12 protein-coding genes and 1 tRNA gene are annotated in these 14,831 nt (G+C 43.8%); 9 read left to right on the forward strand and 4 right to left on the reverse strand.

The window, feature by feature from the left end:
• Window positions 1-141: 141 nt before the first annotated feature.
• The 4 genes from GWO68_RS01215 to GWO68_RS01230 are packed head-to-tail and all read right to left on the reverse strand — an operon-like array spanning window position 142 to window position 4,466.
• Window positions 142-1,422, reverse strand: a complete 1,281-nt coding sequence (locus tag GWO68_RS01215) for an adenylosuccinate synthase (RefSeq protein ID WP_162344587.1) — start codon at window positions 1,420-1,422, stop codon at window positions 142-144.
• A 7-nt stretch (window positions 1,423-1,429) separates the two neighbouring features.
• Complete coding sequence (locus tag GWO68_RS01220; RefSeq protein ID WP_162344588.1) at window positions 1,430-1,780, reverse strand: STAS domain-containing protein; 351 nt, start codon at window positions 1,778-1,780, stop codon at window positions 1,430-1,432.
• Window positions 1,758-2,252 carry a Fur family transcriptional regulator gene (locus GWO68_RS01225; protein WP_162344589.1) on the reverse strand — a complete coding sequence of 165 codons (495 nt, stop codon included), beginning with the start codon at window positions 2,250-2,252 and terminating at the stop codon, window positions 1,758-1,760. Before GWO68_RS01225 ends, GWO68_RS01220 begins: the two co-directional genes overlap by 23 nt.
• Before the next feature lie 27 nt (window positions 2,253-2,279).
• Window positions 2,280-4,466: a RelA/SpoT family protein gene (locus GWO68_RS01230; protein WP_162344590.1), complete on the reverse strand. Its 2,187-nt coding sequence runs from the start codon at window positions 4,464-4,466 to the stop codon at window positions 2,280-2,282.
• 375 nt (window positions 4,467-4,841) lie between these two features.
• Here GWO68_RS01230 and GWO68_RS01235 point away from each other — a divergent pair.
• From GWO68_RS01235 to GWO68_RS01275, 9 genes are all read left to right on the forward strand, one after another.
• Window positions 4,842-4,923: transfer RNA gene (locus GWO68_RS01235), tRNA-Leu, on the forward strand.
• A 75-nt stretch (window positions 4,924-4,998) separates the two neighbouring features.
• The gene (gene tig, locus GWO68_RS01240; RefSeq protein WP_162344591.1) at window positions 4,999-6,321 is read left to right on the forward strand and encodes a trigger factor; all 1,323 of its coding nucleotides are present in this window, start codon (window positions 4,999-5,001) and stop codon (window positions 6,319-6,321) included.
• Between the two features lie 90 nt (window positions 6,322-6,411).
• The gene (locus tag GWO68_RS01245) at window positions 6,412-7,110 is read left to right on the forward strand and encodes a ClpP family protease (RefSeq protein ID WP_262887469.1); all 699 of its coding nucleotides are present in this window, start codon (window positions 6,412-6,414) and stop codon (window positions 7,108-7,110) included.
• Window positions 7,111-7,463: 353 nt separating this feature from the next.
• Complete coding sequence (gene clpX / locus GWO68_RS01250) at window positions 7,464-8,687, forward strand: ATP-dependent Clp protease ATP-binding subunit ClpX (RefSeq protein ID WP_162344593.1); 1,224 nt, start codon at window positions 7,464-7,466, stop codon at window positions 8,685-8,687.
• 361 nt (window positions 8,688-9,048) lie between these two features.
• Window positions 9,049-9,903 carry an ABC transporter permease gene (locus GWO68_RS01255; protein ID WP_162344594.1) on the forward strand — a complete coding sequence of 285 codons (855 nt, stop codon included), beginning with the start codon at window positions 9,049-9,051 and terminating at the stop codon, window positions 9,901-9,903.
• Between the two features lies 1 nt (window position 9,904).
• Window positions 9,905-11,188, forward strand: coding sequence for an ABC transporter ATP-binding protein (locus GWO68_RS01260; RefSeq protein WP_162344595.1), 1,284 nt, complete (start codon window positions 9,905-9,907; stop codon window positions 11,186-11,188).
• A 54-nt stretch (window positions 11,189-11,242) separates the two neighbouring features.
• Window positions 11,243-12,862: a glycosyltransferase gene (locus GWO68_RS01265; RefSeq protein WP_162344596.1), complete on the forward strand. Its 1,620-nt coding sequence runs from the start codon at window positions 11,243-11,245 to the stop codon at window positions 12,860-12,862.
• A gap of 4 nt (window positions 12,863-12,866) precedes the next feature.
• The gene (locus tag GWO68_RS01270; protein WP_162344597.1) at window positions 12,867-13,889 is read left to right on the forward strand and encodes a polysaccharide deacetylase family protein; all 1,023 of its coding nucleotides are present in this window, start codon (window positions 12,867-12,869) and stop codon (window positions 13,887-13,889) included.
• Window positions 13,890-13,892: 3 nt separating this feature from the next.
• Complete coding sequence (locus tag GWO68_RS01275) at window positions 13,893-14,831, forward strand: glycosyltransferase family 2 protein (protein WP_162344598.1); 939 nt, start codon at window positions 13,893-13,895, stop codon at window positions 14,829-14,831.

Consider the following 14,831-nt stretch of genomic DNA (forward strand, 5'->3'; position numbering starts at 1 on the left):
CCCGAAGGCCTCACCTGAGCCTGAAAATGTGTACACCACAGCAGGTACATCAAAAAACCTGTGAGCTAATGCCCACAGGTTCTCTAAAATCATCGTAAAACCTGTCAACTTATTTTAGGACGGGTCAATTATTATGCAAGCTTAAGCTTTTACGGCTTCTCTTTTCAGTGTACTCTTTCTATCCGGCCCTACTGAAACTATAGTTATCGGAACATTTAAATGAGACTCTATATAAGACAGGTAATTCTTGAATGCTTCAGGTAGTTCATCTATCGATTCTATTTTATTTAGGTCGACCCTCCAGCCTGGCAATTCCTCATATATAGGCTCAATGTGCTCCTCCAAAGAATGTGGCAACTGATCTGTAATTTCTCCTGAGGCTAATTTATAGTGTGTACAAACTTTTATAGTCTCAAAGTCAGTAAGCACGTCTGCTTTCATCATGTTCAACTGCGTTACGCCATTCAGCATGATGCTATATTTTAAAGTAGGTAGGTCTACCCAACCACAACGACGTGGACGACCTGTAGTAGCACCGAACTCGCGTCCTGCTTTTCTGATTTCTTCTCCTACTTCATCCGAGAGTTCTGTTGGAAATGGTCCGCTTCCCACACGCGTACAATATGCTTTAAAGATACCATACACTTCGCCAATGTATTTAGGTGCAACGCCTAAACCTGTGCAGGCACCTGCAACCATAGTTGTAGATGATGTTACAAACGGATACGTTCCGAAATCTACATCCAGCAAAGATCCCTGGGCACCTTCAGCTAATATGCGCTTGCCCTCTTGCAGAGCATTATTAATCAGGTATTCGGTATCTGCCAGTTTCAACGTGCGCAAGTAGGCCACAGCTTCAAAGAATAACTCTTCCTGCTCACCTAAGTCCATGGTCTGGCCATAGAACTCTACCGTTTTGCGGTGGCGCTCTACTAGTCTATTATAGCGATCCTTAAAATCATCAGCCAGGATATCGCCAACTCGTAAGCCTACACGACCAATTTTATCTTGGTAAGTTGGGCCTATACCTTTTAGTGTCGACCCGATCTTTCCGCTTCCTAAGGCTTCTTCTGATACTCTATCCAATACTTTGTGAGACGGAAGAATAAGGGAGGCTTTTTTAGAAATGTACAGATTAATGGATGCATCAACGCCGCGGTCCTGCAGCTTTGCCATCTCAGTGCGGAACACAATTGGATCGAGCACTACGCCGTTACCAATAATGTTCTGGATGTGCGGATGGAAAATACCGGAAGGGATCTGGTGAAGTACATGTTTGGTGCCTTCAAACTCTAACGTATGTCCTGCATTAGGACCTCCCTGAAAACGGGCTACAATGTCATAGGTTGGTGCCAGTACGTCAACGATCTTGCCTTTGCCTTCGTCTCCCCACTGTAACCCTAATAAAATATCAACTGCCATCTAATTGTTAGTAAATTGACTCTTTTAAGAACTGTGCTGCGTAATCGTCGTTTTCAGCAATCGTGAAAATAGCATTGAGCTTAGTAACGATCAGCAGTTTACGGATATGATCGGATGGCTTGATGAGCACCAGCTCACCGCCCCTGTTTCTGAATTTTGTAAGCAACGATACCAGTACACCCATTCCACTGCTATCCATGAACCTGACATTAGAAAGGTCAATAGCACAAAGCAAGGCTTTTCCGTCCTGTATTACGTCTACTTCCTCGATCATTTGCTGTGTATCTTTGCCGGCTACCAGGTCGCCCTCAAGCCGTACAAATAGCAAATCATCTTTAAGCTCTGTCTGGTACTTCATGTTTCTGCTCCTCGGTTGCTTTTTTAGCGCGGCAGTCGCCGCAAACACCGTAAAGGTTTAGAGAATGGTGCAAGATATGAAAATTTAACAGTTCGCCCACCATTGTTTGGATCTGATGTACCCTTGGATCGCAAAATTCAACCACTTTATGGCACTCTGTACAGATCACATGGTCGTGCTGGCGGTACCCGTACGATTTTTCGTACTGTGCCAGGTTACGGCCAAACTGATGCTTGCTTACCAAATCGTTTTCTACCAGCAGGTCCAGGGTATTATACACAGTTGCCCGGCTCACGCGGTAGTTTTTGTTTTTCATACTTATGTAAAGCGACTCCACATCAAAGTGACCGTCGCGCGAATAAATCTCCTCAAGTATAGCATAGCGCTCCGGTGTTTTGCGAAGCCCCTTGCTTTCGAGGTAAGCGGTAAAAATCTTCTTTACCTCTTCAAATTTTATAGGATTTAATGCCATATTCTTTTTTATAGTTGGCTGCCTGTCTTAATCGAAACGCTCTACGGTAAGTATACCGTTCACTTTGCCCATCCGCTGTATCAGTTTATCCAGGTGGTCGGTATCGTTTACGAACACCATGATATTCCCTTCAAATATACCGTCGTGCGAATCTATAGTTATAGAGCGCATGTTTACCTTTAAGCTGTTGGAGATAATGCGTGTCAGGTCATTTACTAAACCGACCCTGTCGGTTCCTTTAATGCGGATACCTGCCAGGAAAGCAAGTTCTTTCTGATCTGTCCATTTGGCGCGAACTATACGGTTACCATAGTTGGACATCAGTTCTATGGCCCGAAGGCAGTTGGTACGGTGTATCTCAATATCGTCGTCGCCGGTCTCAAACCCAAACACATCATCGCCAGGTATCGGGTTACAGCAGCTGGATATCTTATAGTTCATGTTAGAGGTTTTCTCCCCTATCACCAACATATCAGAGTTTACGCCGCGTATTTTCTGCACTTCCCTGTCAAAACTTTTAGGGTCTAAGGTAGAGCTGCCTTTTTCGGCAGTGGCAGTAAAGATTACCTCTTTTATGTTTTTAGGGTCGATGTACCCGGTTGCCAGATGATAGTATAGATCCTGCACAGTAGGTACATTAAAGAAGGCCATCAGCTTGTTCAGGTTTGCCTGCGTATCAGCCATCTTTAACTGAGACAGGCGCTTATCCAGCAACACTTTACCTTGTTCTGATCTATGCTTACGCTCTTCCCGAAGGGCTTCTTTTATGCGTGCCCTGGCTTTTGATGTAACGGCATAGTTCAGCCATTCTTCGTTTGGCTTTTGTTTTTGAGATGTCAGGATCTCGACCTGATCGCCGTTATATAACCTATAGCTTAGTGGCACCAGTTTTTGGTTAACCTTTGCACCCAGGCATTGCAGTCCTATCTGGCTATGTATCTCAAAAGCAAAATCCAAGGCAGTAGCTTTATCCGGAAGAATAATTAGCTCGCCTTTGGGTGTAAACACAAACACCTCTTCTACGAAAAGGTTTTTGCGGAACTCATCCATAAACTCAAGGGCATTGCCGGTGTTGTTCTCCAGCATGTCGCGCACTTTGTTTATCCATTGTTCCAAGCCAGACTCTGAGCCAGGCCCATCTTTATACTTCCAGTGCGCTGCATATCCACGTTCTGCAATCTCATCCATACGCTTGGTGCGTATCTGTACTTCTACCCATTGCCCAGACTTACTCATTACCGTTGTGTGCAGCGATTCGTAGCCATTTGCTTTTGGTGTGTTTACCCAGTCGCGGAGGCGGTCCGGGTTAGGCTGGTAAAAGTCTGTAATGATAGAGTATACCTGCCAGCATGCAGCTTTTTCGTTTTCCAGCGGCACATCCAATATAATGCGTATCGCAAACAGGTCGTATACTTCCTCGAACGTAATGTTCTGTTTCTTTATCTTTTTAAGGATAGAGTAAATAGACTTAGGCCTGCCTTTAATATTGAATTTAAAGCCATGCTTATCCAGTTCCTCCTCTATTGGCGAAATAAAGTCTTTTATAAATTTGCTGCGTGCACTGCGTGTCTGGCGGATCTTGTTGGAGATATCTTTATAAGTATCCGTGTCGGTATACTTTAAGTATAGGTCTTCCAGCTCCGATTTAATAGCATACAAGCCCAGGCGGTGTGCCAACGGGGCATACAGGTACATGGTCTCAGACGCGATCTTGAGCTGCTTGTGGCGCGGCATGCTGTCCAGGGTACGCATGTTGTGCAGGCGGTCGGCCAGCTTTATAAGTATAACCCGCACATCGTCGCTGAGGGTAAGCAGCATTTTACGGAAGTTCTCGGCCTGCTGCGAAGAGCCATAATCAAAAACACCCGAGATCTTTGTAAGCCCTTCAATGATACGCGCTACGCTTGGCCCGAAGTCACGCTCAATGTCTTCAATCTCCAGTTCAGTATCTTCTACTACATCGTGCAGCAGTGCGGCAACTATAGATGTAGTACCCAAACCAATTTCTTCTACAGCAATCTGGGCGACTGCTATGGGGTGGTAAATATAAGGCTCGCCAGATTTACGGCGCATATCTTTATGTGCCTCTACCGATGCATTAAAGGCCTTCTTTATTATTTTGGCATCATTATCCTTTAAGAAGGGTTTTGCGTGCCGAAGTAATCTTCTGTAAAGTCGTAAGATCTCTTTGCGTTCTGCTTCCGGATCGATCATAGTACTATGTAGGGTATCAGAAAAAGCGGGTATCCACTATGCAGGCGTACACACTTTACTTATATATGTATAAAACAGCAGTAGCCATACTAAGTTTCAAATATACAGGATAAAAAGCTGCTTTCAATAGCGCCTTTTAAAAGCTGCCAACTATCGCTACAAACACGAATACAAACCTGCAGTTGAAAGTCGGGCTAGGTTATGGTTTACAACACTACAGCGCCACTGGTAAAAATAATTTACGATCTAAATAAAACATACTTAAGCCGTTACCTATAACCCCTGAAAAAATATTGACTTTTTTTTGAGGCAGGTATTGCAAATAAGAATCTGCGTTGTAATTTTGCATCATCATTACAAACAAGCACACATTATGCGGATGTGGCGAAATTGGTAGACGCACTAGACTTAGGATCTAGCGCTGCGAGGCATGGGGGTTCGAGTCCCTCCATCCGCACAACACAAATAAACCCTCAGCAGTCATGTTGGGGGTTTGTTATTACTGGATGTACCAAATTAAAAAATTATAGCCTTGAATATTACATTAAACCAAACCGACAGCACAAATGCGCAACTGAAGGTGGCTCTGGAAGAAGCAGATTACGCTTCTAAAGTTGACCAGCAGGTAAAAGAATTTAGCAAAAAAGCACAGATCAAAGGTTTCAGACCTGGTAAAGTGCCTGCCGGACTTGTTAAGAAAATGTACGGCAAGAGCATCCTGGTAGAGCAAATCAACAAATTGCTTCAGGAAGAAATCTCTAAGTATATTAAAGATAACGATGTAAAGCTACTGGGCGAGCCACTTCCGGAGCCAAGCCAGGCTGAGATTGACTGGGACAACCAGAAAGATTTCGAATTCACGTATGCAGTTGGTTTACTTCCTGCTTTTAACCTTCCGCTGGATAAGAGCGTAGAGGGTTACGCAGTTGAGGTTGACCAGAAAACAATTGACGAAGCTTACGAAAACATCAAGCGCCAGTTCGGTAAAACCACTAACCCTGAAACATCTGAAGAAGGTGACTTTATTTATGGTGATCTGAAGCAGGTTGATGGTGAGTTTGAGTCAAAAACACTTATCCCTACTAACCGTGTAGTGGCTGGCAAAGAGCAGTTTATCGGTGTTAAAGCAGGTGATGTTGTTAAATTCGATATCCGTAAGGCTTTCGGTGATGACAATGCAGCCCTTGCACACGTAACCGGTTTAAGCAAAGAAGTAACTGCTGACCTGAACGGCGAATTTGAATTTACAGTAGAGAAAATCAACCGCACAGAAGAAGCTGAACTGAACCAAGAACTTTTCGATAAACTTTTTGGTAAAGATGCAGTAACTACGCAGGAAGACTTTGATGCCAAGATCCGTGAGACGATCAAAGAGAACTACGACCGTGAAGCTGATAACGTGCTTAACCGCAACATCATCGATACACTGGTTGATAACCTGAACATCGAACTACCGGCTGACTTCTTTAAGCGTTGGTTACAGGTTACAAACGAAGGCCGTTTAACTACGGAGCAGATCGAAGAGAACTTTGACAAATACACCAAGGAGTTGAAGTGGTCGATGATCAAGAACAAGGTTGTGGAAGAGAACGAGCTGAAAGTTACGAACGAAGAGGTAGTAAACAGCACGAAGGAGAAGATGATGGCGCAGTTCAACATGCCGGAAATTCCTGAGGAGCTTGCTGAAAGCATGAATAACTATGCACAGCAGTACCTGCAGCAGGACAACGGCCGTAACTATATTAACGAGTACGAGCAGCTACTGGCCGAGAAGGTGCTTGCTAAACTAAAAGAAAAGATGACTGTTGTAGAGAAAACCATCTCTACAGAGGACTTCAAAAACTTATCGTTCTAAAAAACGATTAAGTAATATATTATCAAAAAAGTCCTTTAGTTTTTAAAGGACTTTTTTATTTTTGACAAAACCGTAACACAAACAACTATGATGTTTAACAAAGACGAGTTCCGTAAATTCGCTGTAAAAGGCCAGGGCCTGAGCGGACTGGGCGTAGACCAATATATCCATCACATAGAAGGTAAGGCAATGCACAACATCGAGAGCATGACGCGCTCGGTAATTGAAGAACGCCCTACCAACTTCCGTGAGATCGACGTTTTCTCGCGACTGATCATGGACCGCATTATTTTCCTGGGCACACAGGTAGATGATTTTATCGCGAATATCATCACAGCCCAGTTACTGTTCCTGGAGTCAGCTGACGCGAAAAAGGACATTCTGTTATATATTAACTCGCCGGGTGGCTCAGTGTATGCTGGTCTGGGTATTTACGATACCATGCAGTATGTAAACCCTGATGTAGCTACAATTTGTACAGGTCTGGCTGCCAGTATGGGTGCCGTGTTGCTGGCAGGTGGTGCTAAAGACAAGCGTTCTGCTTTGCCACATGCCCGCGTTATGATTCACCAGCCAATGGGTGGTGCACAAGGCCAGGCCACCGATATCGAGATAACAGCCCGTGAGATCCTGAAACTGAAGAAAGAGCTTTACGAGATCCTGGCGCAGCACTCAGGCAAATCGTACCAGGATATTTACGATAACTCGGAGCGTGACTACTGGATGCGTGCCGAAGAAGCAAAAGAGTTTGGTCTGATTGACGAAGTGCTGACCCGTAAGAAACAGTAACCTTTAAGGGGTAACTCTAAGTATAAACCCACTCCGTTGCCGGAGTGGGTTTTATGTTTTCTGCGGTTTAAAACAGGGTCTGGAAGAGAAGCAACTATAGCCTTAGCTGAAAAGTGAAAGAAAGCCAAACAATTTATCAACAGGGCTGTGTGGATACCTTGCAACTATAGCTTGTTGATTATCAGCAACTTAATTTAAAATATAGTAATATAAATTCTTTAATTTATAGGCATATTTTTAGGTATAAGTGCAGGCTTTGTTAAATTTTTTATGTTTTATTAAACTTCCAATTTTGTACCTTTGTTTTGAGCGAGGAAATATTCGCTCCTAATTCCCCGGAACAACTTAAACTTATGGCTGAGATTACGTGCTCATTTTGTGGCAAAAACAAGAAGGATGTATCAGTAATGATCTCCGGTATAAACGCGCACATCTGCGACAGATGTATCGGACAGGCACAACAGATACTGAACGAAGAGAATAAGATCAGAGCCAGCAGTCGCAGCCCTAAGTTTAATTTAATGAAACCGCGGGAGATGAAGCAATATCTGGATCAGTTTGTGGTTGGCCAGGATGATGCGAAGAAGGTAATGTCTGTAGCGGTGTATAACCATTACAAGCGCCTGATGCAGCACAGCGAGAACGAGGATGTAGTGATCGAGAAATCGAACATTATAATGGTAGGCGAAACCGGTACAGGTAAAACCTACCTGGCCCGTATGATGGCCGGTATTCTGCAGGTTCCTTTCTGTATTGCCGATGCTACTGTACTTACTGAGGCTGGTTACGTAGGCGAAGATGTAGAAAGCATACTGACCCGTTTATTGCAGGCCGCTGACTACAATGTAGAAGCTGCTGAACGTGGTATAGTTTATATTGATGAGATTGACAAGATTGCCCGTAAGAGCGATAACCCATCTATAACCCGTGATGTGAGCGGCGAAGGTGTGCAGCAGGCCCTGCTTAAGTTACTGGAAGGTACGGTAGTAAACGTGCCACCACAGGGTGGACGCAAGCACCCGGAACAGAAAATGATTACGGTAAACACAGAAAACATCCTGTTTATTTGTGGTGGCGCCTTTGTAGGTATCGACAGACTGATCAAAAACCGTTTGAACACCCGCCCAATTGGTTTCTCTAAATCGAAGCAGGATGATAACGAAGAAGGTGAAAACTTCCTGAAATACCTGTCGGCGCAAGACCTGAAAAACTTTGGCCTGATACCGGAGTTGATCGGACGTTTGCCTGTACTTACGCACCTTGACCCGCTTGATAAAGAAACCCTGAGATTGATACTTCTGGAGCCTAAGAATTCTATCGTGAAGCAGTACAAGCGCCTGTTTGAGATGGAAAACATTAACCTGAGCTTCGATGAAAGTGCATTGGAATATATCGTTGAGAAAGCTGCTGAATATAAACTTGGTGCCCGTGGTCTGCGTTCTATCTGCGAAGGCATTATGACAGATGCCATGTTTGACCTGCCATCTGAAGAAGGAACACACGACCTGCTTATTACCGGTGATTATGCCCGTGAGAAGTTCGAGAAATCAAGCTTAAAGCAGTTGAAAGTGGCTTAACATTAACTTATGTATAGTTTAAAAATCCCCGGTAGCCTGGCTGCCGGGGATTTTTATTTTTGCGGGTAGGTCGCTTGCCTTAACTGGATGCTCTCTCCTGTTCAGAATTAAATTTACCCGGCACTTTTCCCACCTTACTTCCGGGTTAAAATATATAAAAGCAGCGCAGCTATAGTTATAAGAGCCTGAAGCAGAAACTATAGTTTAAGAGAGGCACAGTTACTTAGGCTACATGCTACTCTAATATTTATTTGCTTCCCAAGCAGGCTTTCGCACTCAAAAGGCGTATATATACTAATAATTGTAAAAATAATTAAATATTAATCATTTTTGCCACCATAGCTTTAGATCCTGCAAACATATGCCTGATAGTAAGATACCTTGGGAATGGGAAATTACAAGCAAAACCAGCTATTGGGGCAATAGCATGAACGAGTTATGGTCGTTCCGGTATCTGCTGGCTGGGTTGGTGAAGCGTAATTTTTTATTGCGGTATCAGCAAACTGTGTTGGGCCCCTTCTGGATACTTTTTCCTTCGCTTCTTACGCTGGTTACCTACATTATTGTATTCGGTAAAGTTGCCCGTATCCCAACAGGAAATTTACCTCCCGTTTTATTCTATTTCTCAGGTATTATTCTCTGGAGCTTTTTTAGTGGGAGCTTTACAAGTACAGCCACAACGTTTAAAGATAATATCCAGGTTTTCAGCAAAGTATATTTCCCGCGTATAGTTATGCCCCTTTCAGTAGTAAGCACTGAACTTTATAGTTTCTTTATACAACTGCTGCTCCTGTTTCTGCTAATCGCATACTATTGGCTGTTTCAGGATCTGAACTATACACTAACTATAGCTATACTTTGGTTTCCGGTGGCTATAGTTACAACGGCAGTGCTGGCGATGGGCATGGGCTTATTCTTTTCTGTGTTAACGGCCAAATACCGCGACTTAAGCTATGTTATTAACCTGGGTGTGCGGCTGCTGATGTTCGTAACACCTGTAATCTACCCCTTAGCGTCAGTCCCGGACAACGTACGCTGGTTGGTGCAGCTCAATCCCTTGGTGCCTTTATTCGAGGTTTTCAGGTTATCGTTGTTAGGCGAAGGCACGGTTTCGTTGCTCCAGTTAGCAGGCAGCATACTTTTTACGGTTGTCTTCTTTATAGCAGCTTTGGTTTTATTCAACAAACAGGGCGATAGGTTGATAGACAGTGTATAGTATGGCAGATAAAATTATACAGGTAGAGAACATTTCTAAACTATACCACCTGGGAACTATAGGTACAGGCTCTTTCCGTCAGGACATGCAGAAATGGTGGAACCGGCATATGCTTCGCAAACAAGACCCATTCTTCGACCTGGCGACCGTTAACCAGAACAACAAAAACAGAAATTATATCTGGGCATTAAAAGATGTCAGCTTTGATGTACTACAGGGCGAGTCTATCGGCATTATAGGTAGTAACGGTTCCGGTAAATCTACCCTGCTTAAAATTATATCACGGATTACAAAACCAACTACAGGCAGCATAAAAGGCAGAGGCAAAGTAAGCAGCCTGCTGGAAGTAGGCACAGGTTTCAACAAAGAACTCACCGGCCGAGAGAATATTTTTATTAGTGGCTATATACTTGGGATGAGCAAAGCAGAAGTTACCGCCAAGTTTGATGAAATAGTTGCTTTTTCGGGAATTGAAGATTTTATAGACACACCTGTAAAACGCTACTCTTCGGGTATGTATGTGCGGTTGGCTTTTGCTGTAGCAGCACACTTAGAACCCGATATTTTGATTGTGGATGAAGTACTGGCAGTTGGTGACGCTGACTTTCAGAAAAAATGCCTGGGCAAAATGCGCGAGGTATCTCAGGCTGATGGCCGAACTATACTTTTCGTAAGCCATAGCATGCAGGCCGTAAAAAACCTGTGCGACAAAGCCATCTGGCTTAATAACGGAAAGTTAATGGCAAACGGACCGGTTTCAGGAGTTATAAACAGTTATTTATCTGACGTTAAAAAGCAGAAGCTAAAACAAACCTGGCATATTAAAGCTGAAGCCCCGGGAAATGAATGGATACGGATGCATGCTGTAGAACTGATTCCGCAGGTAACAGATGCTGATGCCCCGCTGGATATACGCGTGCCGCTACTGGTGCGCATAAAGTTCTGGAACATGACAGACAACCTTGTGCTAAGTATGGGGCTTCACCTGTTTACCTATGGCGGAGACTGTATTTTTGATGTGCCCGCCCCTGCTATTACCTGCCATAAAGGTATAGTTGAAGCAGAATGCCTTATTCCGGGCAACTTCTTGAACGATGGCTCCTACTACATTTCAATTTTGATATTGCGCGACACTTCGGTAATACTATACAGTTTTGAAGAGTGTATTTCGTTTGAACTGGCAGATTACCGGGAAAATATACAGTGGTATGGTAAATGGACCGGAGCCGTCAGGCCCAAACTGCCTTTTAAGTTAAAGCAGTATGAGACTACCCTGCACAATTAACTAACTATAAATAACAGGCTAACTACTTTAAAACTGCTTAATGTACGCTGGTTTATGCCTTTAACTGCAACTGAAGAAAAAAAATTGATCACTGTAGTTATACCTTGTTATAACCATGCCCAGTATCTGTCAAAAGCTATAGAAAGCGTCTTAAACCAGACATACCCGCACACTGAAATTATAGTGATAGATGATGGCTCAACGGATAATACAAGAGCTATAGCAGCAAAATATGCAGGTGTAAGGTATGTATACCAGCAAAACCAGGGGCTGTCTGCGGCCAGAAACAAAGGCGTTGAACACAGCAAGGGCGAATACATTCTTTTCCTGGATGCTGATGACTGGTTATACCCCAGGGGGCTGGAGGTAAATGCTGCTTACCTGCAGCAAATGAAAGAACTGGCGTTTGTTTCAGGCTTGTATGATTATGTATACATCCAGGAAAACAGAATTGCCGCGGGAGGCCACACGGTAAAATCCGATCATTACAAACGTATGCTTCAGGGCAACTATATATGCATGATCGCCACCGTACTTTTCAGGAAAAAGATCTTTGATGAATTTGTTTTTGATACAACCCTAACATCTTGCGAGGATTATGATCTATACTTAAAGATCACGCTCAAGTATCCCGTTCATCACCATTCCGATAAAATAGCGGCATACCGCATACACAAACAAAACATGTCTGCCAACATCCCCTGGATGCTTCAGAATGCGCTTACAGTGGTAAAAAGGCATCAGCAAACTATAGCTGATGGTACCGAAAGATTTGATTATGCTGCCAGCCACCGAGCCTGGAAAAACTATTACTGCAAAAAACTTTACAAGAAATTACAAAGCAAACAGGCCCGACCAACAACCGATAACCAGCTTATGCTCCTGAAATACAGTCCTAAGCTTTATCTTAAATACCTGCCTGCTTTGCTCTCCCGTGGATTAAAATCTCTTTTAAAACAGCATGCACCCATTCCTGCATTACGGTGGCTGCATAAAGCCAATTACATTAAGCGCTTTACCCCACCGGTGGGTAATGTAAATCCTGGTGATTTTTTACGGCAATCGCCTTTTAGCACCCGTTTCGGGTACGACCGCGGCGGCCCCGTGGACAGGTATTACATTGAGCACTTTTTAGCAAAAGAGGCTGGCTGCATTAAAGGAAGAATACTGGAAATTGGCGACGATACCTACACCCGGCAGTATGGCGGCAGCAATGTTACTCAAAGCGACATTTTACATATAGATAACACCAACCCAGCTGCCACAATAATAGGTGACCTGAGCCAAGCACCCGACATACCCGATAACACATTTGATTGTATTATACTGACGCAGACCTTACACCTGATTTATGATTTTAAAGCAGCGCTGGCCACCTGTTACAGAATTTTAAAACCAAGCGGAGCATTGTTATTGACTACGCCGGGCATTACGCCCATCGATCAGGGGATCTGGAAAGATACCTGGTACTGGTCGTTTACGGATAAGTCGGTTTTGCGCTTACTGGAAGATACTTTTACAGGCGGCACTATAAAAGTAAATGCCTTGGGAAATGTATATACCGCTGCTGCTTTTCTGTATGGCATGGGCTTACAGGAGTTAACTATAGCGCAACTCGACCACCAGGATCCGCACTACCAGGTTATAATTACTGCAAAAGCTGTAAAAGGATAATGCTTTGAAAAAAACAATACTACATCGGATACGAAACATATTTGCCCCCCGGGCATTGGTACTGCTATACCACCGGGTAGCTGCTCCTGTATCGGATGTATGGAACTGTGCGGTAACTCCTGAAAATTTTGAACAACACCTGCAATTGCTTAAAAAAAACTGGCAAGTTGTTCCGTTGCAAACCCTTGTCGCATCGCTGAAGCGTAAAACTATACCCAACAAAACTATAGCTATTACCTTCGACGATGGCTATGCCGATAATTACCAGGTAGCGAAACCATTACTGGAAAAGTATGATTTACCTGCTACCTTTTTTATTTCATCGGGGCATATAGGTCAGCCAACCGAGTTTTGGTGGGATGAGTTAGAACACCTGCTTTTACATACAGACATGCGTACCGGGCGAATATCGCTACCTATAGATGGCAGGCCGTATGAAGTTGATCTAGGAAACGAAACCAGACTGAACAACGAACTGAGGGCACTGCACAGCACCTGGAAAGCAGAAAGCTCGCAGCCAGTAAGTGTAAGAAGCAAGTTGTACCTGCAACTATACTTTTTACTTAAACCCCTGAACTATAGCCAGCAAAAGCACATCATACAGCAAATCCGGCAGGCAGCAGACACAGAAATGAAAGAGCGCGCTGCCTACAGAACTATAACTTTAGCTGAGTTGCAGGAAATGACAACGACCGGGATACTGGATATAGGTTTGCACACCGCTAACCACCTGGCTCTGGCAAGTCATCCGGCTCATGCCCAACATAAAAACATACACGACAACCAACTATACCTGGCGCAGGCGCTCGCTAAAAAAGTAAATATGCTGGCTTACCCCTATGGAAACTATAACTCCGATACGCTAGCTGTAGTTTCTGAACTAGGCCTGGAGGCAGCTTTTACAACTGAAGCTAAGCCAGTAAGAAACAACAGCCATACGTATAAATTAGGCAGGTTTCTGGTACAGAACTGGGATAGCAATGTATTGAATAAAAAGCTGATGTATTGGTATAACCTGGAAAAATAACAAATGGCAGCATCACAAAAGGTTTCTATAGTTACCTGTTTCCTGAATGTTGAGCGCTACATTGAAGAAACCATACAAAGCGTATTGCAGCAGCACCACACTAACTGGGAATTGCTGTTGGTAGATGATGGGGCAGCGGATAAAAGTACCTCTATAGCTAAACACTATGCAGCAACATACCCTGATAAGATTTTTTACTTTGAGCACGACAACCACCAGAACAAAGGGGCCAGTTTCAGTCGTAATGTAGCAATTGAGAAATCTACGGGGGAATATATTGCTTTTCTGGATGCTGATGATACCTGGTTACCGAATTACCTGACCAGCCAGTTAGCTATACTTAGCCAATACCCTGTAGCTATGGTTTGCCAGGCAACGGAGTATTGGAGCAGCTGGCGCAAAAAGAACTATAGCGATGTAACAAAACCTGTAGGCACCACACAAGACAAATCTTTCTCACCTCCCTCTCTTTTGCTAGACCTATATCCGCTGGGCCGTGGTGCTGCCCCCTGCATCTGCGGAACGCTGGTGAAAAAAGAAGCAATTGTAAAGCTTTGCGGATTTGCTAACGACTTTAAAGGCATGTATGATGACCAGACCCTACTTGTTAAGTTATACCTGCACGAGCCTGTTTATATTTCCTCTGTTGTGCAAAACCGCTATCGCCAACGGCCTGAATCGCTGGTGCATACGTCGCATCAAACTGGTAACTATAAGCAGGAACGACGAATATTTCTGGAGTGGTTGAAAGTATACCTCAAATCGCAACCTGTACAATACCCTGAAGTTGATAAACTGCTTCGTATAGCTTTGCTGCCATATCATTCTCCCGTACTTTATTACCTTACAAAAAAGGCCCCACAAAAAGCAAAAAAATGGATAGCCAGGGTCCTGCCTGGTACTATAAAGCAATACATTAAGCAACAGCAAAAAGCGCTATAG

The sequence above is a fragment of the Pontibacter fetidus genome, assembly GCF_010119545.1.
Taxonomy (GTDB): domain Bacteria; phylum Bacteroidota; class Bacteroidia; order Cytophagales; family Hymenobacteraceae; genus Pontibacter; species Pontibacter fetidus.

Bases quoted from the DNA above. Each gene is read 5' to 3' on its own strand.
- GWO68_RS01215 (WP_162344587.1), bottom strand. From the start codon at position 1,422: ATGGCAGTTGATATTTTATTAGGGTTACAGTGGGGAGACGAAGGCAAA.
- GWO68_RS01220 (WP_162344588.1), bottom strand. From the start codon at position 1,780: ATGAAGTACCAGACAGAGCTTAAAGATGATTTGCTATTTGTACGGCTT.
- GWO68_RS01225 (WP_162344589.1), bottom strand. From the start codon at position 2,252: ATGGCATTAAATCCTATAAAATTTGAAGAGGTAAAGAAGATTTTTACC.
- GWO68_RS01230 (WP_162344590.1), bottom strand. From the start codon at position 4,466: ATGATCGATCCGGAAGCAGAACGCAAAGAGATCTTACGACTTTACAGA.
- GWO68_RS01245 (WP_262887469.1), top strand. From the start codon at position 6,412: ATGTTTAACAAAGACGAGTTCCGTAAATTCGCTGTAAAAGGCCAGGGC.
- clpX (WP_162344593.1), top strand. From the start codon at position 7,464: ATGGCTGAGATTACGTGCTCATTTTGTGGCAAAAACAAGAAGGATGTA.
- GWO68_RS01255 (WP_162344594.1), top strand. From the start codon at position 9,049: ATGCCTGATAGTAAGATACCTTGGGAATGGGAAATTACAAGCAAAACC.
- GWO68_RS01260 (WP_162344595.1), top strand. From the start codon at position 9,905: ATGGCAGATAAAATTATACAGGTAGAGAACATTTCTAAACTATACCAC.
- GWO68_RS01265 (WP_162344596.1), top strand. From the start codon at position 11,243: ATGCCTTTAACTGCAACTGAAGAAAAAAAATTGATCACTGTAGTTATA.
- GWO68_RS01275 (WP_162344598.1), top strand. From the start codon at position 13,893: ATGGCAGCATCACAAAAGGTTTCTATAGTTACCTGTTTCCTGAATGTT.